The organism is Mucilaginibacter sp. SG538B, assembly GCF_013376065.1.
In the GTDB taxonomy this organism is placed as follows: Bacteria; Bacteroidota; Bacteroidia; order Sphingobacteriales; family Sphingobacteriaceae; genus Mucilaginibacter; species Mucilaginibacter rubeus.
Genome location: NZ_JABMJI010000001.1, coordinates 267,345 through 286,559 on the forward strand (window position 1 = coordinate 267,345; position 19,215 = coordinate 286,559).

General features: G+C 42.6%; 20 protein-coding genes. All 20 read left to right on the forward strand.

The features are described 5' to 3' along the window. The first annotated feature begins 19 nt into the window (after positions 1 to 19). The 20 genes from FHW88_RS01020 to FHW88_RS01115 all read left to right on the forward strand — a co-directional run bounded on the left by FHW88_RS01020 (position 20) and on the right by FHW88_RS01115 (position 19,166). On the forward strand, positions 20 to 1,711 hold the full coding sequence (locus FHW88_RS01020) for a tetratricopeptide repeat protein (protein ID WP_255485189.1): 1,692 nt from the start codon (positions 20 to 22) through the stop codon (positions 1,709 to 1,711). Between the two features lie 176 nt (positions 1,712 to 1,887). Further along, positions 1,888 to 2,259: an NADH-quinone oxidoreductase subunit A gene (locus FHW88_RS01025; RefSeq protein ID WP_090533920.1), complete on the forward strand. Its 372-nt coding sequence runs from the start codon at positions 1,888 to 1,890 to the stop codon at positions 2,257 to 2,259. Positions 2,260 to 2,382: 123 nt separating this feature from the next. Continuing rightward, complete coding sequence (locus FHW88_RS01030) at positions 2,383 to 2,925, forward strand: NADH-quinone oxidoreductase subunit B (protein ID WP_090533918.1); 543 nt, start codon at positions 2,383 to 2,385, stop codon at positions 2,923 to 2,925. Next, entirely contained in the window at positions 2,925 to 3,428 is a 504-nt protein-coding gene (locus tag FHW88_RS01035; protein ID WP_090533916.1) for an NADH-quinone oxidoreductase subunit C, read from the forward strand. The genes FHW88_RS01030 and FHW88_RS01035 overlap by 1 nt, the downstream gene beginning before the upstream one ends. 138 nt (positions 3,429 to 3,566) lie before the next feature. Further along, the gene (locus FHW88_RS01040) at positions 3,567 to 4,778 is read left to right on the forward strand and encodes an NADH-quinone oxidoreductase subunit D (protein ID WP_175490103.1); all 1,212 of its coding nucleotides are present in this window, start codon (positions 3,567 to 3,569) and stop codon (positions 4,776 to 4,778) included. Then, entirely contained in the window at positions 4,771 to 5,295 is a 525-nt protein-coding gene (nuoE, locus tag FHW88_RS01045; RefSeq protein ID WP_090533912.1) for a complex I 24 kDa subunit family protein, read from the forward strand. Before FHW88_RS01040 ends, nuoE begins: the two co-directional genes overlap by 8 nt. A gap of 3 nt (positions 5,296 to 5,298) precedes the next feature. Then, positions 5,299 to 6,657, forward strand: coding sequence for an NADH-quinone oxidoreductase subunit NuoF (nuoF, locus tag FHW88_RS01050; RefSeq protein WP_090533910.1), 1,359 nt, complete (start codon positions 5,299 to 5,301; stop codon positions 6,655 to 6,657). A gap of 109 nt (positions 6,658 to 6,766) precedes the next feature. Beyond that, positions 6,767 to 7,756 (forward strand): 2Fe-2S iron-sulfur cluster-binding protein, encoded by a 990-nt coding sequence (locus FHW88_RS01055; RefSeq protein WP_371328329.1) that lies wholly within the window; start codon positions 6,767 to 6,769, stop codon positions 7,754 to 7,756. After that, positions 7,756 to 8,787, forward strand: a complete 1,032-nt coding sequence (gene nuoH, locus FHW88_RS01060) for an NADH-quinone oxidoreductase subunit NuoH (RefSeq protein WP_176622463.1) — start codon at positions 7,756 to 7,758, stop codon at positions 8,785 to 8,787. Before FHW88_RS01055 ends, nuoH begins: the two co-directional genes overlap by 1 nt. Before the next feature lie 17 nt (positions 8,788 to 8,804). Continuing rightward, complete coding sequence (locus FHW88_RS01065) at positions 8,805 to 9,302, forward strand: NuoI/complex I 23 kDa subunit family protein (RefSeq protein ID WP_090533905.1); 498 nt, start codon at positions 8,805 to 8,807, stop codon at positions 9,300 to 9,302. A 57-nt stretch (positions 9,303 to 9,359) separates the two neighbouring features. Continuing rightward, a complete protein-coding gene (locus FHW88_RS01070) occupies positions 9,360 to 9,863 on the forward strand; it encodes an NADH-quinone oxidoreductase subunit J (protein WP_090533903.1) in 504 nt (167 codons plus the stop codon). Beyond that, entirely contained in the window at positions 9,863 to 10,192 is a 330-nt protein-coding gene (nuoK, locus tag FHW88_RS01075) for an NADH-quinone oxidoreductase subunit NuoK (protein ID WP_090533902.1), read from the forward strand. The genes FHW88_RS01070 and nuoK overlap by 1 nt, the downstream gene beginning before the upstream one ends. 143 nt (positions 10,193 to 10,335) lie before the next feature. Next, the gene (nuoL, locus tag FHW88_RS01080) at positions 10,336 to 12,249 is read left to right on the forward strand and encodes an NADH-quinone oxidoreductase subunit L (protein WP_176622465.1); all 1,914 of its coding nucleotides are present in this window, start codon (positions 10,336 to 10,338) and stop codon (positions 12,247 to 12,249) included. 25 nt (positions 12,250 to 12,274) lie between these two features. Further along, on the forward strand, positions 12,275 to 13,750 hold the full coding sequence (locus FHW88_RS01085) for a NuoM family protein (RefSeq protein ID WP_090533898.1): 1,476 nt from the start codon (positions 12,275 to 12,277) through the stop codon (positions 13,748 to 13,750). Between the two features lie 22 nt (positions 13,751 to 13,772). Then, entirely contained in the window at positions 13,773 to 15,155 is a 1,383-nt protein-coding gene (locus FHW88_RS01090) for an NADH-quinone oxidoreductase subunit N (protein WP_176622467.1), read from the forward strand. A gap of 55 nt (positions 15,156 to 15,210) precedes the next feature. Continuing rightward, on the forward strand, positions 15,211 to 15,855 hold the full coding sequence (locus tag FHW88_RS01095; RefSeq protein ID WP_090533894.1) for a DedA family protein: 645 nt from the start codon (positions 15,211 to 15,213) through the stop codon (positions 15,853 to 15,855). Positions 15,856 to 15,888: 33 nt separating this feature from the next. Beyond that, positions 15,889 to 16,437 carry an inorganic diphosphatase gene (locus FHW88_RS01100; RefSeq protein ID WP_090533892.1) on the forward strand — a complete coding sequence of 183 codons (549 nt, stop codon included), beginning with the start codon at positions 15,889 to 15,891 and terminating at the stop codon, positions 16,435 to 16,437. Positions 16,438 to 16,441: 4 nt separating this feature from the next. After that, positions 16,442 to 17,782, forward strand: a complete 1,341-nt coding sequence (locus FHW88_RS01105) for a hemolysin family protein (protein WP_176622469.1) — start codon at positions 16,442 to 16,444, stop codon at positions 17,780 to 17,782. A gap of 14 nt (positions 17,783 to 17,796) precedes the next feature. Continuing rightward, a complete protein-coding gene (locus tag FHW88_RS01110; RefSeq protein ID WP_176622471.1) occupies positions 17,797 to 18,507 on the forward strand; it encodes a 16S rRNA (uracil(1498)-N(3))-methyltransferase in 711 nt (236 codons plus the stop codon). Further along, on the forward strand, positions 18,504 to 19,166 hold the full coding sequence (locus FHW88_RS01115; protein WP_176622473.1) for a DUF4159 domain-containing protein: 663 nt from the start codon (positions 18,504 to 18,506) through the stop codon (positions 19,164 to 19,166). Before FHW88_RS01110 ends, FHW88_RS01115 begins: the two co-directional genes overlap by 4 nt. The last annotated feature ends 49 nt before the right edge of the window (positions 19,167 to 19,215 follow it).

Genomic DNA, 19,215 nt, shown 5'->3' on the forward strand with positions numbered 1-19,215 from the left:
TAACTAAATAAAGATGAAAATGATCAGTAAAATAGCTAAGGCTTCATTAGGACTGGTATTTTTAGGTTCATCATCAGTTTTTGCGCAAAGTCTTGCCGACGCCAAAAAAGCTATTGACGCCGAACAATATCAGAAAGCAGAGTCGATGCTCAAAACGCTTACTACTACTCAGCCAACCAAAGATGAGAATTTCTTTTATCTGGGTTGGGTGTACATTAAACAGGACTATGCTGATTCGGCGAAAGTCGTTTTCAATAAAGGTATTGCTGCAAATCCAAAATCAGCATTAAATTATGCCGGTTTAGGTGCTGTTGCCCGTTTGGATAAGGATAATTCCGGAGCAACAACCAACTTTAATCAGGCTGTAGCTTTGGCAGGTAAGGACGCAAAACCTTACACGTATGTAGGTTTATCATATTTGCTGCCTACTACCACCGATAAAAAAGTTGCGCCCGCTGATGCAGATGCTGCTATTGCAGTACTGACTAAAGGAAAAGCTATTAATGCGAAAGATGTTGATTTGCTTATCGCTTTAGGTGATGCTTACCGCTCTGTGTTAAAAAGTAACGAAGCGTACTCAAACTATTCTGACGCTTCTACGCTTGATCCTAAAAACCCGGCTGCTAAGGTTGCAACCGGTGTATTGTATAAATTTGCTAATAACTTTGATGGCTCTGAGCAGCAATTTAAAGACGCATTGGCTATCAACGCCAACTATGGCCCTGCTTACCGCGAGTGGGCTGAAACCGACCTGCGCTGGTCATTAACTGATCCTAAAATGGCTTCTGCTAAAATTAAGGAAGCTGTTGATCACTACAAACAATACCTGAGCTTAACAGATCAGTCGGTAGAATCTCAAATGCGTTATGCCGACTTCCTGATCCTTGCAGGTGATTATAAAACTTTACAGCAGGTGGCTACTGATTTGTCAAAATCAGCGAGCACCAATGCAAGGGTTTATCGTTATTTGGCTTACGCTGCTTACGAAAACAAAGATTATCAAAACGGTTTAACTGCAATCAATACCTGGTTTCAGAAAGCTGATCCAAAACGTATCATCCCTCGCGATTATTTATACCAGGGCCGTTTGCAGGTTGCCCTTAACCAGGATTCGGTAGGTATACTTACTCTTAAGAAAGCTTTAACACTTGATAGCACCCAAACTGATGTGTATGCTGAGATAGCTAAATCATATTTCCGCCAAAAGAAATATGCTCAAGCTGGTGATGCTTACAGGGAAGTTACTCTTAAAGGTGGTCACAGCGTTAAATTAACCGACTATTTTTACGAAGGTATCAGCTATTATTATGGGTACGATACAAAAGCTCCTAACGATTCACTGCTTACACGTGCCGACAGTGCATTTAGCTATGTAATTGCCAAAACAGCTACCAGTCCGTTTCCGGATGCATTTTTATATCGTGCACGTGTTAACGACCTAAAAGAAAAAGACCGTAATAACATTTCAGGATACGCGAAGCCATACTACGAAAAGTATATCGAAGTAGTTAACGCAAAGGGCGCCCCTGACGAAAAAACCAAGAAAAGTTTAGCGGAAGCCTATGCTTATCTGGGTACTATTTACCAGTATAAAGAGAAAGACGACGCTAAAGCATCCGAAAACTTTGCTAAAGCGCGCGAGCTGGATCCTGCTAACAAAAGTGCCGCAGCTTACTTTCAACACAAAGGTGGCGCTGGAAAAGGCAAATAACATTATAAATTAACAGATATGAAGGGTCTCCTAAAAAGAGGCCCTTTTTTTATTCCGGTTTGAGAAATTGATTAATGACGGCGATTTGTAATCAATATTAATAACGAATTGCAGAAATGATTAACAACCTTATAAATCACACTTTTTTATTATTAAGGCATTAGTATATTTGCAGCATGGAAGCACAAAGTTTACCGGTTAATTATTTACCCATCATATTTCAAATGGTGGTTGCTTTAGGGTTTGTGGTAACAACAATGTTTGTAACGCATAAAATAGGGCCCAAAAGAAAAACAAAAGATAAGCTGACCCCTTTTGAGTCGGGTATTGAGGTGGTGGGTAATGCCCGTACTCCAATCTCCATTAAATATTTCCTGGTAGCCATTTTGTTTGTGCTGTTTGATGTGGAGGTTATTTTTATGTACCCCTGGGCGGTAAATTTCAAGGCTTTAGGTACTACAGGTCTTATTGAAATGTTTATTTTCATGGCGACACTTCTGCTGGGTTTTATCTACGTAATAAAAAAGGGAGCTTTAGACTGGGATTAAGTTTAGATTGATTCTAAATATACCCCCTCTATACCCGTAGTGTACTTTTTACATCGTTATTATTGTAAATTTGCTGCTATTATCCACATTTAGTGGTGATGGTTTTTCTATCAATTTAGTTCAATGAGTGATATTCAATTAGTTGATGCCCCTGCCGGAGTTGAAGGCGCCGGGTTTTTTGCTACCTCGCTTGATAAAGTAATAGGCATAGCACGCTCAAATTCATTATGGCCTTTGCCGTTTGCCACTTCATGTTGCGGTATTGAGTTTATGGCCACCATGGCATCTCATTATGATCTTTCGCGTTTTGGTGCCGAGCGTTTAAGCTTTTCACCCCGCCAGGCCGATTTATTAATGGTTATGGGTACTATAGCCAAGAAAATGGCTCCTGTACTGCGCCAGGTATACCTGCAAATGGCCGAGCCACGTTGGGTAATGGCTGTTGGCGCCTGCGCTTCAAGCGGTGGTATATTTGATACTTACTCCGTTTTGCAAGGTATTGACGAGGTTATCCCGGTTGACGTTTACGTACCTGGTTGCCCGCCGAGGCCAGAGGCTATTATAGATGGTTTTATGAATATTCAGGAGCTGGTAAAAACGGAATCCCTGCGCCGCAGGAGCGAGCCTAAATACCAGGAGTTATTAGCTAAATACGGAATTCAATAATGGCTAAGATACCTAACGAAGAGCTTATTAAAGCTATAGCCGATAAATTTGATACTTCAGTAACGGTTGTTGGTGAGCCGTATGAACTGCTTACCGTTGAAACTGGCCGTGAAACAATCATCGATCTGCTTACTTTCCTGAAAACGGATCCGGCCCTTAAATTCATTTTCCTGACAGATATTACAGGTATTCATTACCCTGAACAGGAAAAGCCGATAGGCGTTATTTATCACCTGCATAGCCTCACTACCAATACCCGTATCAGGATCAAGGTATTTTTGGCTGATGCTGATGTGCATATCCCAACTGCTACGGTGCTTTGGGATGGTGCAAACTGGATGGAACGCGAAACTTATGACCTTTTCGGGGTGCTATTTGACGGTCACCCGGATTTGCGCAGGATTTTGAACGTAGATGATATGACCGCTTTCCCAATGCGTAAGGAGTTTCCGCTGGAAGATCCTAACCGTGTTGACAAGAAGGATTTCTATTTTGGAAGATAATACATAGATGGAAACAAGAAATTGAGACATAAGAAACAAGAAATAGGAAAGTAAGAAAGGGGGAGGAAGTTTCCCGTCTTGACTCTTTATTTCTTGATTCTTGACTCTAAAAATTCCTGACTCTAATTAATAATACTGATGCAAAATCATCCTGTATATACAGATAACGATCCGCAAAGCGAGCTATCAACCCTTAACCTGGGGCCAACTCACCCTGCTACCCACGGGGTGTTTCAAAATGTGCTCCAGCTTGATGGCGAACGCATCGTTAGCGGTGTATCAACCATTGGTTATATACACCGCGCATTTGAAAAAATTGCCGAGCACAGGCCTTTTTACCAGATAACCCCGCTTACCGACCGTTTAAACTATTGCTCATCACCCATCAATAACATGGGCTGGCATATGACAGTTGAAAAGTTGTTAAATATCCAAACTCCAAAGCGCGTTGATTACCTGCGCGTAATTGTGATGGAGCTTGCCCGTATAGCCGATCATATCATTTGTAACGGTGTATTGGGTGTGGATACCGGCGCGTTTACAGGCTTCCTGTACATGATGGAGCACCGTGAGGCTATTTATGAAATATATGAAGAAGTTTGCGGTTCGCGCCTTACAACCAACATTGGCCGTATAGGTGGTTTTGAGCGTAACTTCAACAGCCGTGCATTCGATAAGCTGCGCGCATTTTTAAAGAACTTCCCTAAAACCCTTAAAGAGTTTGAGAGCCTGTTTAACCGTAACAGGATCTTTGTTGACCGTACCAGGGACGTAGCTGCTGTTAGCGCCGAAACTGCTTTGAGCTACAGCTGGACCGGGCCGCTTTTACGTGCTGCCGGTGTTGATTACGACGTAAGAGCTATGAACCCGTATTCATCATACGAAGACTTTGAATTTGAAGTTCCGGTAGGCGACAATGGTGATGTTTACAGCCGTTTTTTGGTTCGCAACGAAGAAATGTGGCAAAGCTTAAGGATCATTGAACAGGCTTTAGCCAAACTTGATAAAGAACCAAGCGATATTTTCCACGCTGACGTACCTGAATTTTACCTGCCTCCAAAAGAGGAAGTATATAATAACATGGAAGCTTTGATCTATCACTTTAAAATTGTGATGGGCGAAATTCCCACCCCCAAAACCGAAGTTTATCATTCGGTTGAGGGAGCTAACGGCGAGCTGGGATTTTACCTGGTTAATGATGGTGGCCGTTCACCGTACCGTTTGCATTTCCGCAGGCCAAGCTTCATTAATTACCAGATGTATGCGCCAATGAGCCGTGGTATGTTATTATCAGATGCTATTATTAACATGAGTAGTTTAAACGTTATAGCCGGAGAGTTAGATGCTTAGAGTTGACGAAGCTCAGGAACCGGTTGAATTTTCGCCGGCACTGATCAGCAAATTTGATGAAATAGTTAGCCGTTATCCGCAGGGGAAGCAAAAATCGGGCTTACTGCCGATCCTTCACCTGGTACAGGCCGAATTTGGCTGGGTTAGCGCGCCCGCGATGGATAAGGTTGCCGAATATTTAAGCATCCTGCCTATTGAGGTATACGAGGTTGCTACATTTTATACCATGTACTTTTTACGCCCACAAGGCAAGTACGTGCTGGAAGTTTGCCGCACAAGCGGTTGCTGCCTGGTAGGTGCCGAAAAGATCATGGATCATATAGAGGAAACCCTTGGTGTAAAAGAAGGTGAAGTTACTCCCGACGGCTTATTCAGCTGGAGAGGGGTAGAGTGCCTTGCCGCCTGTGGTTTTGGCCCCGTATTGCAAATTGGCCCTGAATATACTTTTTATGAAAACCTGACCAACGAGTCGGTAGATAAATTGATCAGTGATTTAAAAGCGAAAGCTAAGAATTAAGTTATGGGACGGAAATTACTTTTAGAACATATAAACGTACCCGGCATCAACACATTTGATGTTTACCGTTCAAAAGGTGGCTATGCTTCTGTGGAGAAAGCATTGAAAACCATGTCGCCTGAGGCGATTGTTGAAGAGGTTAAAAAATCGGGCTTACGCGGTCGTGGCGGTGCGGGTTTCCCTACCGGTATGAAATGGAGCTTTTTGGCTAAGCCCGAAGGCGTTGCGCGTTACCTGGTTTGTAATGGTGACGAATCGGAACCTGGTACTTTTAAAGACCGCTACCTGATGACTTATATCCCTCACTTGCTGATTGAGGGCATGATTGTATCAAGTTTTGCGCTTGGTGCTAATACATCATACATCTACCTGCGCGGCGAAATGATGCCGCAGGTAAGGATCCTGGAAAGAGCTATCGCTGAAGCAAAAGCAAAAGGTTTCTTAGGAAAAAACATCTTAGGTACCGGTTACGATCTTGAGCTTTACGTTCAGCCAGGCGGTGGCGCTTATATCTGCGGTGAAGAAACCGCTTTATTGGAATCATTGGAAGGTAAACGTGGTAACCCGCGCATCAAACCTCCGTTCCCGGCTATTGCAGGTCTATACGGTTGCCCTACAGTGGTAAACAACGTTGAATCTATAGCGGCAGTTGTACCTATCATTAACGAAGGAGGCGACGAATATGCTAAAATAGGTATCGGTCGTAGTACAGGTACCAAATTGATCTCTGCAGGTGGTAACCTGAAAAAACCAGGGGTTTATGAAATTGAACTCGGTGTACCTGTTGAAGAATTTATTTATTCTGATGAGTATTGCGGTGGTATCGCCAACGGCAAACGCTTGAAAGCAGTTGTTGCAGGTGGTTCATCAGTGCCGATTTTACCGGCTAACCTGATCCTGAAAACTATCAATAACGAAGCCCGTTTGATGAGCTATGAGTCATTGTCAGATGGTGGCTTCGTAAGTGGTACTATGTTGGGTTCGGGTGGTTTCATCGCTTATGATGAGGATGCCTGTATTGTACGTAATACCTGGAACTTTGCCCGTTTTTATCATCACGAAAGCTGCGGACAATGTTCGCCTTGCCGTGAAGGTACCGGCTGGATGGAAAAAGTATTACATCGCCTCGAGTATGGTCATGGCAAAATGAGCGACATGGACCTGCTGGTAGATGTATCTAAAAAAATAGAAGGAAATACCATTTGTCCGCTGGGTGACGCGGCAGCATGGCCTGTGGCCAGTGCTATTCGCCATTTCAGGGATGAGTTTGAATGGCACGTAACTAATGCGAGCGAAGCAACTTCAACAAACTATGGTTTAGCGCATTATGCTGATCCGCTGAAGGTTGTAGAGACTGCGTAACCCCTCTAAATCTCCCCTAAAGGAGAGACTTTTGATTTGCATATTTATCCATATTTCATTTTCGAAATCAGGATTGAGAATTTATAAACGACGTTATTATTAAATGTCAATGAAAGTAACAATAGACGGAATAACCGTTGATGTAGAACCCGGAACAAGCATCCTGAACGCCGCAAGGCAAATAGGAGGTGATATTGTTCCGCCTGCAATGTGCTATTACTCTAAGCTGCAGGGTAGCGGCGGTAAATGCCGTACCTGTTTGGTTAAGGTTACCAAAGGATCAGAAAAAGATCCGCGCCCTATGCCTAAACTGGTGGCTTCATGCCGTACCGGTGTTATGGATGGGATGGAGGTACAAAATATTACTTCGCCGGAGGTTATTGAAGCCCGTAAAGGCGTGGTAGAAATGCTGCTGATCAATCACCCGCTTGATTGCCCTGTTTGCGACCAGGCCGGCGAATGCCACTTGCAGGATCTGGGCTTTGAGCATGGAGCAGCTAAAACGCGCTATGAATTTGACCGCCGTACATTTGAAAAGATAGACATAGGTGACAAAATTCAGCTGCACATGACCCGTTGCATCCTTTGCTACCGTTGTGTGTTTACTGCCGATCAGATCACCAATACCCGTTTACATGGCATCCTGAACAGGGGCGATCATTCTGAAATTTCCACTTACATCAGCAAGGCTGTTGATAACGATTTTTCGGGTAACATGATTGACGTATGTCCGGTAGGTGCTTTAACTGATAAAACTTTCCGCTTTAAAAACCGTGTTTGGTTTACCAAGCCTGTTGAAGCACACCGCGATTGCGATAAATGCTGCGGTAAAGTAACGCTTTGGTACAAAGGCGAAGATGTGATCAGGGTAACCGGTCGTAAGGACGTTTATGGTGAGGTTGAAGAGTTTATCTGCAATACCTGCCGATTCGATAAAAAGAAAACTGCCGATTGGGTTATTGAAGGCCCACGTAAAGTATCTCACCACTCTGTGATCAGCGCTAACCATTACGAGTTTACACCGCTGCCGGTTGTTAAAACCAACCCGGTACTGATGGAAGCTAATAAAGAACAATTTGAAAGGGAGACCCGCTTATAATGGAAACTACCGATTTAATATTCAGGATCGTACTGATCGTTGTGATTTTCGCTATCAGCCTGGTTGTGGCTATGTATTCAACCTATGCCGAACGTAAAGTTGCTGCATTTTTCCAGGATAGGATAGGCCCTAACCGTGCCGGTCCATGGGGTATTTTACAACCTCTTGCTGATGGTGGTAAAATGTTTTTGAAAGAAGAGATCATCCCTACCAATGCAACCGGCTTCCTGTTCATTGTTGGCCCATCGCTGGCAATTTTAACCGCTTGTATAGGTTCGGCTGTTATTCCATGGGGATCAGCAATCACTATAGGTGGTCGTACTTTCGACTTACAGGTTACTGATATCAACGTTGGTGTATTGTACATATTTGGTGTAGTATCGTTGGGTGTTTATGGCATCATGATTGGTGGCTGGGCATCAAACAATAAATATTCATTATTAGGTGCTATCCGCGCAGCGTCACAAAATATCAGCTACGAAATTTCGATGGGTTTATCGATCATCGCATTGCTGATGCTTACCGGTACTTTAAGCCTTAAGGAAATCGCGGAGCAACAACATGGTTTTGCCTGGAATGTTTGGAGGCAGCCACTTGGCTTCCTGTTGTTCCTGGTGTGTGCTTTTGCCGAAACCAACCGCTCACCGTTTGACTTACCTGAGTGCGAAACTGAGCTTGTAGGTGGCTATCACACCGAATACTCATCAATGAAGTTAGGTTTTTACCTGTTTGCCGAATATATCAACATGTTCATTTCATCAGCAGTAATGGCTACCCTGTATTGGGGCGGTTACAATTACCCTGGTATGGATTGGGTTGCGGCTCATGCAGGCCCAACCATTGCACCGCTTATTGGCGTTGTTGTATTATTTGGTAAGATCTTCTTCTCTATCTTCTTCTTCATGTGGGTACGCTGGACTATCCCGCGTTTCCGTTATGACCAGTTGATGGACCTTGGCTGGAAAATATTAATTCCTTTGGCCATCACCAATATCGTGCTGACAGGCGTGATTAGTACATTACTTAAATAGATTGGAGTTTTTAAAAAATGGAATCATTAAGCAATAAACGAAAAGTACTGGAAGTTAAGCCACTCAATTTTTTAGAGCGTGCTTATCTGCCGGCCATTGTGGGCGGTTTATCCACTACAATGAAACACTTTTTCAAAAAGCCGGTAACCATCAGCTATCCTGAAGAAAAGCGTGAGTTTTCAGAGAATTTCCGCGGCATGCATTCGCTTAAACGTGATGAGGATGGCAGGGAACGTTGCACAGCCTGCGGCCTTTGCGCATTATCGTGCCCGGCAGAAGCTATTACCATGACAGCAGCCGAACGTCAGAAAGGCGAGGAGCACCTGTACCGCGAAGAGAAATACGCTGCTGTTTATGAAATCAACATGCTGCGCTGCATTTTTTGCGGTTTATGTGAAGAGGCCTGCCCTAAGGAAGCTATTTATCTTGACGGTGATATTGTACCTGCCGACTATTTAAGGAAGGATTTTATTTACGGTAAAGACAAATTAGTAGAAGCACCCTTAAATCAATAAAGAAGTTTTATACCTTTGCCCTGCCTAAAAGGGTAAAGGTATTTTGTAAATAAAAACATGAGTACATTTTACTTCATCGCATTTTTGTCCATATTCTTTTCGATATTGGTAATCTCGGCCAAAAATCCGGTACATAGTATCCTTTATCTGATCCTTACTTTTTTTACTTTCACCATTCACTACATTTTGCTTAACGCTCAATTTTTGGCGATAGTAAACTTCATCGTGTACATGGGCGCTATATTGGTATTGTTCCTGTATACGCTGATGCTCATCAACCTTAACAAGGAGTCGGAACCTGTAAAGCCTTTCATGGTTAAAATAGCCGGTGTTTTTGGCGGCGGCATCTTGGCTGTAGCTGTTGCATCTTCACTTAAACTGATGGGCGCATCAAACCCGGTATTGTTACAAAACCCTGATCTGGGCCTTGTAAAAAACTTAGGTAAAGTATTGTTCAACGAATTTTTATTGCCATTTGAAGTATCATCCGTATTGCTTTTATCAGCGATGGTAGGCGCGGTATTATTGGCCACTAAAGAAAAAGAACCTAAAGCAGCATAATGGAAAGTTTAACAAATACTATGCACGCCGTGCCGCTTAATCATTACATACTGTTAAGCACAATCATTTTTGCTATAGGCGTAATGGGCGTATTGATCCGCCGTAATGCAATCGTGATCTTCATGTCGGTTGAGTTGATGCTTAACTCGGTTAACCTGCTGCTTACCGCGTTTTCGGTATACAGGGGTGATGCAACCGGGCAGGTGTTCGTGTTTTTTATCATGGCGCTGGCCGCTGCTGAAGTTGCAGTTGGTTTGGCTATTATCGTGATGATCTATCGTAACACAAACTCAATTGATATCAACGTACTGAACAGGTTGAAGTGGTAATAGTTATTTCGGATTTCGAAGTTTCGATTTCGGAATTGTAATAGCTGATTAGTAATAAAACAAACGTTGTTGCCTCTTTCCCGCAATAGCGATTAGATAATTAAAAACGTATAACGTAACGCGTAAAACGTACAACATCGAACATGGATAAATATATCTGGCTTATTCCAATACTACCGTTAGCCGGTTTTGTTATAAACGGACTTGGCCGTAATTCATTATCAAAAAGTGTAATTGGCTTTATTGGCAGTTTGCTTGTACTGGTATCATTTGGTTTAAGCATTGCAGCTTTTTTCCAGGTAAAATCAACCGGAGTTCCTATTAATGTCAACTACTTTACCTGGTTTGCGGTTGGGTCATTAAAATTTCCTTTCGCATTCCTTATAGATCAGTTAAGCGCTATCATGCTGCTGATCATTACAGGCGTTGGCTTCCTGATCCACCTGTATTCTATTGGCTACATGCATGACGACGAAGGTTTCGGGAAATTTTTCGCTTATCTCAACCTGTTCGTTTTCTTCATGCTGCTGCTGGTTTTAGGTTCAAACTACCTCATCATGTTTATTGGATGGGAGGGCGTAGGCTTGTGCTCATACCTGCTGATCGGTTTCTGGTTTACCAATCCTGATTATGCAGATGCAGCGAAGAAAGCGTTTGTAATGAACCGTATCGGTGACCTTGGTTTCTTATTAGGCATCTTCACCATTATTTATGTTTTCGGTAGCATCCAGTTTGCAGAGATCTTTCCGAAGGCAGCTGTTATGAAATCAGGCGCTGGTCCACTGTTTATCATTACCATTTTACTATTTATTGGTGCCTGCGGTAAATCTGCGCAGTTGCCGTTGTTTACCTGGTTGCCAGATGCGATGGCCGGCCCAACTCCAGTTTCGGCTTTGATCCACGCTGCTACCATGGTTACAGCCGGTATCTATATGATTGCCCGCTCAAACATATTCTATACTTTATCTCCGGATACAATGGAGATTATTGCTTATGTAGGTTTGGCCACGGCTCTTATTGCAGCACTTATCGCGTTAACGCAAACAGATATTAAAAAGGTATTGGCTTATTCAACAGTATCTCAATTGGGGTATATGTTTTTAGGCCTGGGTGTTGGTGCTTATACAGGTGCTTTCTTCCACGTGTTAACACACGCTTTCTTTAAAGCTTTATTATTCCTTGGTGCAGGGTCAGTGATCCACGCCATGAGTGGTGAGCAGGATATGCGTAAAATGGGCGGCTTGAAAGGCAAGATCAAAACTACGTTCACCACCATGATGATCGGTACTGTAGCTATCGCCGGTATCCCTCCTTTGGCAGGTTTCTTTTCAAAAGATGAGATCCTGGCACATGCTTACGCCCATAGCCCTATATTCTGGGCTGTAGGTGTATTAACTGCTATGCTAACCTCATTCTACATGTTCAGGATGATGTACCTTACATTTTACGGAAAATTCCGTGGTACCCATGAGCAGGAGCATCATTTACATGAATCGCCTCCAACCATGACTATTCCGCTTATTGTGTTGGCTATACTTTCATTTTTTGGTGGTTTTATAGGTGTGCCGGAAGTATTACACGGGCATCACGAACTGGCACATTTCCTTGAACCAGTTTTCAAAAAATCAAATGAGATTTTGGGCGAACATCATTTGTCCGAATCACTTGAGTATGCTTTAATGGGTACTTCGGTAGTATTGGCTTTAGCTGCTATGGCATATGCTTATGTTAAATATGCTAAAAATGGTAGTGTACCTGTTGCCGATACTGAAGAGCGTCCGGCGTTGACCAGCTTATCATACCACAAGTTTTACCTTGATGAACTTTATGACCTGATTGTTCGCAAACCACTCGACTGGCTTTCAACCTTCTTCTATAACATCATAGAGCGTTTAGGTATCGATGGTTTGGTGAACGGGATTGGCAGAGGAACAATTGAAACCAGTAAAGGCTTGCGCCTGCTGCAAACAGGTAATGTAGGTTTCTACATATTTATAATGGTACTGGGAATTATCGCGGTATTACTGTATAGCGTATTTGGATTAACTAAAATATAAACGATAAGCGTTTAGCAACATAAAAATGACCGTTAGTATATTACTTTTTTTGCCAATAGTTGCCGCTGTTATAACTGCCCTGCTTAAAAACGGGATAGCTAAACATGCTGCATTATTTTTCTCTGTTGCCCAACTGGTAATAGCGCTTATATTTTTAAGCAAATTTGTTCCGGATGCATCAACCCAGTTTGTAATTGATGTGCCATGGATCAGCAGTTTTGGAATTTACTTCAGTGCCGGTATTGACGGGATCAGTATGATCCTGGTTTTGTTGACCACCGTGCTTGTACCATTAATTATTTTAACAACCTATCAGCATCAATATAAAAACGAAGGTGCCTTTTATGGTCTTATCCTGTTTATGCAGGCTGGTATGCTGGTTGTATTTACCGCCCTCGACGGATTTTTGTTTTACGTTGGATGGGAAGCGGCATTGATCCCGATCTACTTCATTTGTGCCCTTTGGGGAGGTGAAAACCGCATCCGTATTACCATTAAATTTTTCATCTACACCTTTGCCGGTTCGTTGTTCATGCTGGTAGGCATTATCTACCTGTACCTCCAATCTCCCGACAAAACTTTTGATATCCACAATTTCTATAAAATGACTTTGGATGTTAAACATCAGAGCTGGATCTTCTGGGCGTTTTTTCTGGCCTTTGCCATCAAGATGCCTTTGTTCCCTTTCCATACCTGGCAGCCTGATACTTATACCGAAGCTCCATCTGGCGGGACCATGATGTTATCAGGTATCATGCTTAAAATGGGTATTTACGGTGCTATCCGCTGGATGATCCCTAATGCCCCGCTTGGCTTTTATCATTTCCAGGCGTTGGCCATGATCCTTGGGGTTATAGGTGTAGTTTATGCTTCTATTATCGCCTTTAAACAAAAAGACGGAAAACGCCTGGTGGCTTATTCATCAATAGCACACGTTGGCCTGATTGCTGCGGGTATTTTTGCCTGGAATATTGCCGGTGTTCAGGGCGCCATGATTCAGATGCTTAACCACGGTATTAACGTTGTTGGCATGTTCTTTATCTGGGACATCATCAGCCGCAGGCTAAACACCCGTGAGATAGATCAGCTTGGCGGTATCGCGAAGGTAGCCCCTAAATTTGCAATAGGTTTCCTGATCATATTATTAGGTACAGTGGGATTACCGCTTACCAATGGTTTTATTGGCGAGTTCCTGTTGCTGAAAGGTGTATTTGATTTTAGCGTACAGCATTATGTAAACCTGGTACTGGCTGCAGTTGCAGGTCTTACCATCATTTTTGGTGCGGTTTACATGTTACGCCTTTATAAAAACGTAATGCAGGGTGAAACCAACCCGCTTACAGCTACTTTTGCTGATGTTAGCGGTACTGAAAAGTTAACGTTGTGTATCATTTGTGCCCTGGTTATTGTATTGGGCATTTATCCTCAGCCTATTCTGCATATATCTGAAGCTGCGGTAACGCAACTGGTAAATCAGATAGGTTCAAAGTTTACAATGTAGGTTTAAGATTTTAAAGAAAAGAATGAATACTATAATCATCATATCTGTTTTACCTATAGTGCTGCTGTATTTAGGGCTATATAAAGCGCAAAAGGCTTTGCTGCCCGTTACTGTTATAGGATTGCTGGCTGCCTTGGGTTTTGCAATTTGCCAATGGACTTCAAAAGATACAGCTGAGCCGCTTTATACCGGCATGCTGTTGTTCAATAATTTCTCGGTTGTATTTTCAAGCGTTACCATTATATCTACTATCCTGATCCTGTTGCTGTCAAAAGGTTACTTTGAGCGTATCAGCAGGCACACGGCGGAATATTATGCTATTATCCTGTTTTCACTGACAGGCATAATCGTAATGGTATCGTTTAATAACCTTGTGATGCTGTTTATCGGCATCGAGATCATGTCGGTGAGCTTATACATCCTGGCGGGTATTAAAAAGAGCGATTTCGCTTCAAATGAAGCAGCTTTGAAATACTTTTTGATGGGTGCTTTTTCAACCGGTTTCCTGCTGTTTGGTATGGCGCTGTTGTACGGATCGTCAGGTTCATTCAATATCGATGCAATCAGGGAATATGTAATTAATCATCCGCATATCGATCCGATGTTTTATACCGGCATAGCCTTGATTATAGTAGGTTTATGTTTTAAAGTTGGTGCAGCCCCCTTTCATTTCTGGACACCGGATGTATACGAAGGTGCGCCTACGCTGATCACGGCTTTCATGTCTACAGTAGTTAAAACGGCGGGGTTTGCAGCTTTCCTGCGTTTATTTTCAGCCTGTTTCCAGCCATTGTCTGACTTCTGGACACCAATAATACTTGTAATCACTATTATTACCTTATTTATAGGCAATATCACCGCGTTGTATCAGCAAAGCTTTAAGAGGATGCTTGCATTTTCAAGTATCTCTCACGCCGGCTACCTGTTATTTGCAATCGTGTCATTAGGCGCTGCCTCAGGTAATTCGGTATTTGTATATGCGACAGCATACTCGATAGCTTCAATCATCGCGTTTGGCGGTTTAATATTAGTACAGCAACAAGGTGGAAGTGATAACTTTGAAAGTTTTAATGGTTTGGGTAAGAAGAACCCGTTCCTTGCCTTTGTATTAACTGTAGCCATGTTTTCATTGGCGGGGATTCCGCTTACTGCAGGCTTCATCGGTAAATTCTTCATGTTTTCGGGAGCGGTAGGCCGTTATCATATCGGTTTAGTTATTATAGCTGTGATTAACGCTATCATTAGTATCTTTTACTATTTCAGGGTCATCATCGCCATGTACTTCCGTACCGACGAACGCGCAGAGGTTGCAGTGCCGGTTTATTATAAAGTAGTATTCGCACTTTCAGCTCTCGTTACAATCCTTATTGGTGTTTATCCCGATCTTATAGCCCGTTTCATATAATCGGTATTGATAACTGCAAATTGATATAATATTTGTAGTTTTACAGATATAGTGAATGGAAAGTTTCTGGGAATACCTTCAAAATTTAACTGACGCACAATCCATAATAAGCAGGGGTGGTTTTTATCTCTTGCTTATTGTTGTTTTTGCTGAAACCGGTTTATTCTTTGGTTTCTTTCTGCCCGGCGATTACCTGCTGTTTATGGCTGGTTTATTGTGTGCCGCTGGTAAAGTTGATGTTTCTATAACTACGCTGGTATTGTCATTGATAGGCGCCGGAGTATTAGGCAATTTTACCGGGTATTGGTTTGGTTACCGAACGGGGCCGGTATTATTCAATAAAAACGACTCACTATTTTTTAAGCGGCGCTACGTAGTACTGGCCAGTGAGTTTTACAACAAACATGGAGGGATGGCGCTTATTTTAGGGAGATTTTTCCCTATTGTTAGAACATTTGCTCCTATATTTGCAGGTGTTGTTAAGGTTGATATTAAAAGATTTTCGGTTTATAACCTTATTGGCAGCGTGGCCTGGGTATGTGTATTTACGCTGGGCGGTTTTTTTTTAGGGCGAAGGTTCCCTCAACTGCAGGATTATCTGCAATACATTGTACTGGGATTGATTGTAATTACAACAATTCCGCTGGTTATTGCTTATGTTAAAAAGAAACTTCGTGAAAAAAACGAAAAAATAGATTAGTTAATAATTTTATATACTATATAATAAAGATAAATGAGTACTCTGCATCCATGGCACCAGGTTTCACCAGGTGATAATATCCCTGAGATAGTAAACGCTATTATTGAAATTCCAAAAGGATCAAAAGCGAAATATGAAATTGATAAAGAGTCGGGCTTGCTAAAGCTCGATCGTGTGTTATTTTCATCTGTAATGTACCCGGCTAACTACGGCTTTATCCCTCAAACCTATTGCGATGATAAAGATCCTTTGGATATCCTTGTACTTTGCTCAATTGATGTTTTCCCAATGTCTATCATTGAGGCTAAGGTAGTAGGTGTAATGCACATGGTTGATAACGGTGAGCAGGATGATAAGATCATTGCAGTGGCTAAAAATGACATGTCTGTAAATTATATTAACGACTTAAACGAATTGCCTCCACATGCCATGACCGAAATTGTTCGCTTTTTTAAAGACTACAAAAAATTAGAAGGCAAAAACGTAACCATCGAACATTTGTTAGGTGTGCGTTACGCACATAAAGTGATAAACGAGAGTTTGGAGCTGTACAAGTCTACGTTCCCTGTGTATCAATCTTAAATAAATGGACCCCGCACATTACGAGATTAGTTTATTTTACATTTTCGCTACCATATTTTTGGTTTTACTCAATGGCTTTTTCGTAGCTGCGGAGTTTGCCATGGTAAGGGTTCGGGGTTCGCAAATTGAAATTAGGGCTAAAGGCGGCAGCGGCGTAGCCAAAGTTGCCCGGGGCATATTGCATAATTTAGATGGTTACCTGGCTGCCACACAGCTGGGTATTACCATTGCTTCGCTGGCGCTCGGTGTTGTGGGCGAGGAGGTTGCCACTAACATCGTTATCCGCGCTTTCCTGAGCGTGGGCATAACCCTTTCTCCCGGTTATATCACGGCCAGTCATATCCTGGCTTTTAGCTTTATTACCATCATGCACATTGTTTTTGGTGAGCTTGCGCCTAAATCGTTAGCTATCCAAAAATCGGTACGTACAGTGATGGCTGTTTCATTGCCGCTCAGGTTCTTCTTTGTAGTTTTCAGGCCATTTATATGGGTACTTAATAATTTTGCAAATTTCATTCTGAAATTATTGGGTATAAGCACGGTTGAAGGCAGTGAAACCCATCATAGTTCGGAAGAACTGCAATACCTGTTGGAGCAAGGTAAAGAGACTGGTGCACTTGATTCCAATGAGCACGAACTGATCCAGAACGTGTTTGATTTTAACGAGCGTGTGGTAAAAAACATCATGGTACCGCGTACCAAAATCTCGGGAGTCGATATTGCTTCAACCAAAGAAGAGTTGCTGGATATGATCATCAACGAAGGTTATTCGCGGATGCCGGTTTATGACGATGTGATAGATAAGATCATCGGAATAGTACACGCCAAAGATATTTTGCCACTACTGGCCCGCAATGAAGAGATCGTACTGAAAGATATTATCCGCAAACCGTATTTCATCCCCGAAACCAAAAAGATCAACGATCTGATGGCCGAATTGCAGCAAAAGCGTATCCAGATAGCTATTGTACTTGACGAGTTTGGCGGCACGGCCGGCATGGTTACGCTGGAGGATATTGTAGAAGAATTGGTTGGCGAAATTCAGGATGAGTATGATGAAGAAAAGCCGATTGTCGAAAAAGTAAATGAGCGTGAGTTTATAGTTAATGCCCTTGCATCTATTTACGATGTGAACGAGCATTTACCGCATGATTTACCTGAAGATGGCGACTTTGATACCGTATCGGGCTGGCTTGGAGATATCTTCGGAAAGATCCCCGATGTAGGCGAGCAGAAAGAATCGAACGGGTACAATATCACTGTACTGAAAAAATCCGACCAAAATATTGAATCAGTTAAACTCGAATTACTGATAAATGAAGAAGATGCAGTAGATTTACATTAATCTGCTTTTCCAAAATGCAACTTTTTTATACGCCTGATATTAACGCCTCGCATCCCCAATACTTTCTAAGCGAAGAGGAAAGCAAACATGCTATACGTGTGCTGCGCCTTGGAGCAGGCAACGAGGTACAATTGATTGACGGCAGGGGCGGTTTATACACAGCCCTGATCCATGACGCGCACCCCAAGCGTACCATTCTTAAAATTACATCCGTATCTACCGAATTTGAAAAACGCAACCATTACCTGCACCTCGCGGTAGCTCCGACCAAAAATATCGAACGCCTGGAGTGGTTTTTAGAGAAAGCTACAGAAATAGGTATTGATGAGGTGTCATTAATTATCACACAGCGCTCGGAACGTAAGGAAGCCAAGACAGAGCGTTTAAATAAAATTATTACGGCGGCTATCAAGCAATCCCTTAAGGCTTATCACCCTATATTAAATGAGCCGGTAACGCTAAATCAGCTACTTGATAAACCTTTTGAGGGGCAAAAATTTATTGCGCATTGCGAGCCTGGGGAAAAATTCAATCTGAAAGACGAAATAACCCCGCAAGGCCGTTATTTAATATTGATAGGCCCCGAAGGGGATTTTGCTCCGGCTGAGATTGATAAGGCTTTGCACAACGGGTTTAAACCAATATCTTTAGGTACAAGTCGCCTGCGTACGGAAACTGCCGCGCTGGAGGCTTGTTTTGAGGTGAATTTTTTAAACAGGGGATGAAAAGAATAAGGTTAGCATTGGTTGTTTTATTTGCGGCTATAGCAATGAGCAGCTTTAATGCCCCTGCCTATAAAATTGCCCGCCTTAAATACAGCGGCGGCGGCGATTGGTATGGCGACCGCACAGCATTACCTAACCTGATCAGGTTCTGCAATGAAAACCTCAAAACCAATTTTGATGACGACGATGAAGTAGTTGAGGCAGGCAGTGCTTCATTATTTAATTATCCCTTTACTTTTATGACAGGCCACGGCAATGTTATCTTCTCCGATCAGGAGGCCCGTAACCTGCGCAAATACCTCACAGGTGGCGGCTTTTTACATATAGATGATAATTACGGGCTCGACCAATATATTCGCCCGCAAATGAAGAAGGTGTTCCCTGAGCTTGATTTTGTTGAACTGCCGGTTAATCACCCTATTTACCATCAAAAATATGACTTCCCGAATGGCTTGCCCAAAATTCATGAGCATGACGGCAAGCGCGCCCAGGGTTTTGGTTTGATATACAAGGGCAGACTGGTTTGCTTTTATACCTATGAGTGCGATTTAGGCAACGGCTGGGAGGATTATGGTACCTATGCTGGCGATACCCAGGAAGCTCGCCAAAAAGCTCTTAAAATGGGCGCGAATTTAATCCAGTATATTTTTACTCAATAGTAGCCGCTATTATCCGCAGCTTTCAATCCCTTTTAACACTATCGGGGAT

What these genes read in the sequence shown, in the direction of transcription:
- FHW88_RS01040 (WP_175490103.1), top strand. Translation starts at nt 3,567, where the DNA reads ATGCAAAATCATCCTGTATATACAGATAACGATCCGCAAAGCGAGCTA.
- FHW88_RS01055 (WP_371328329.1), top strand. Translation starts at nt 6,767, where the DNA reads ATGAAAGTAACAATAGACGGAATAACCGTTGATGTAGAACCCGGAACA.
- FHW88_RS01115 (WP_176622473.1), top strand. Translation starts at nt 18,504, where the DNA reads ATGAAAAGAATAAGGTTAGCATTGGTTGTTTTATTTGCGGCTATAGCA.
- FHW88_RS01085 (WP_090533898.1), top strand. Translation starts at nt 12,275, where the DNA reads ATGACCGTTAGTATATTACTTTTTTTGCCAATAGTTGCCGCTGTTATA.
- FHW88_RS01110 (WP_176622471.1), top strand. Translation starts at nt 17,797, where the DNA reads ATGCAACTTTTTTATACGCCTGATATTAACGCCTCGCATCCCCAATAC.
- FHW88_RS01100 (WP_090533892.1), top strand. Translation starts at nt 15,889, where the DNA reads ATGAGTACTCTGCATCCATGGCACCAGGTTTCACCAGGTGATAATATC.
- nuoF (WP_090533910.1), top strand. Translation starts at nt 5,299, where the DNA reads ATGGGACGGAAATTACTTTTAGAACATATAAACGTACCCGGCATCAAC.
- FHW88_RS01030 (WP_090533918.1), top strand. Translation starts at nt 2,383, where the DNA reads ATGAGTGATATTCAATTAGTTGATGCCCCTGCCGGAGTTGAAGGCGCC.
- nuoK (WP_090533902.1), top strand. Translation starts at nt 9,863, where the DNA reads ATGGAAAGTTTAACAAATACTATGCACGCCGTGCCGCTTAATCATTAC.
- FHW88_RS01095 (WP_090533894.1), top strand. Translation starts at nt 15,211, where the DNA reads ATGGAAAGTTTCTGGGAATACCTTCAAAATTTAACTGACGCACAATCC.
- nuoH (WP_176622463.1), top strand. Translation starts at nt 7,756, where the DNA reads ATGGAAACTACCGATTTAATATTCAGGATCGTACTGATCGTTGTGATT.
- FHW88_RS01105 (WP_176622469.1), top strand. Translation starts at nt 16,442, where the DNA reads ATGGACCCCGCACATTACGAGATTAGTTTATTTTACATTTTCGCTACC.
- FHW88_RS01025 (WP_090533920.1), top strand. Translation starts at nt 1,888, where the DNA reads ATGGAAGCACAAAGTTTACCGGTTAATTATTTACCCATCATATTTCAA.
- FHW88_RS01070 (WP_090533903.1), top strand. Translation starts at nt 9,360, where the DNA reads ATGAGTACATTTTACTTCATCGCATTTTTGTCCATATTCTTTTCGATA.
- FHW88_RS01020 (WP_255485189.1), top strand. Translation starts at nt 20, where the DNA reads ATGATCAGTAAAATAGCTAAGGCTTCATTAGGACTGGTATTTTTAGGT.
- nuoL (WP_176622465.1), top strand. Translation starts at nt 10,336, where the DNA reads ATGGATAAATATATCTGGCTTATTCCAATACTACCGTTAGCCGGTTTT.
- FHW88_RS01065 (WP_090533905.1), top strand. Translation starts at nt 8,805, where the DNA reads ATGGAATCATTAAGCAATAAACGAAAAGTACTGGAAGTTAAGCCACTC.
- FHW88_RS01090 (WP_176622467.1), top strand. Translation starts at nt 13,773, where the DNA reads ATGAATACTATAATCATCATATCTGTTTTACCTATAGTGCTGCTGTAT.
- FHW88_RS01035 (WP_090533916.1), top strand. Translation starts at nt 2,925, where the DNA reads ATGGCTAAGATACCTAACGAAGAGCTTATTAAAGCTATAGCCGATAAA.
- nuoE (WP_090533912.1), top strand. Translation starts at nt 4,771, where the DNA reads ATGCTTAGAGTTGACGAAGCTCAGGAACCGGTTGAATTTTCGCCGGCA.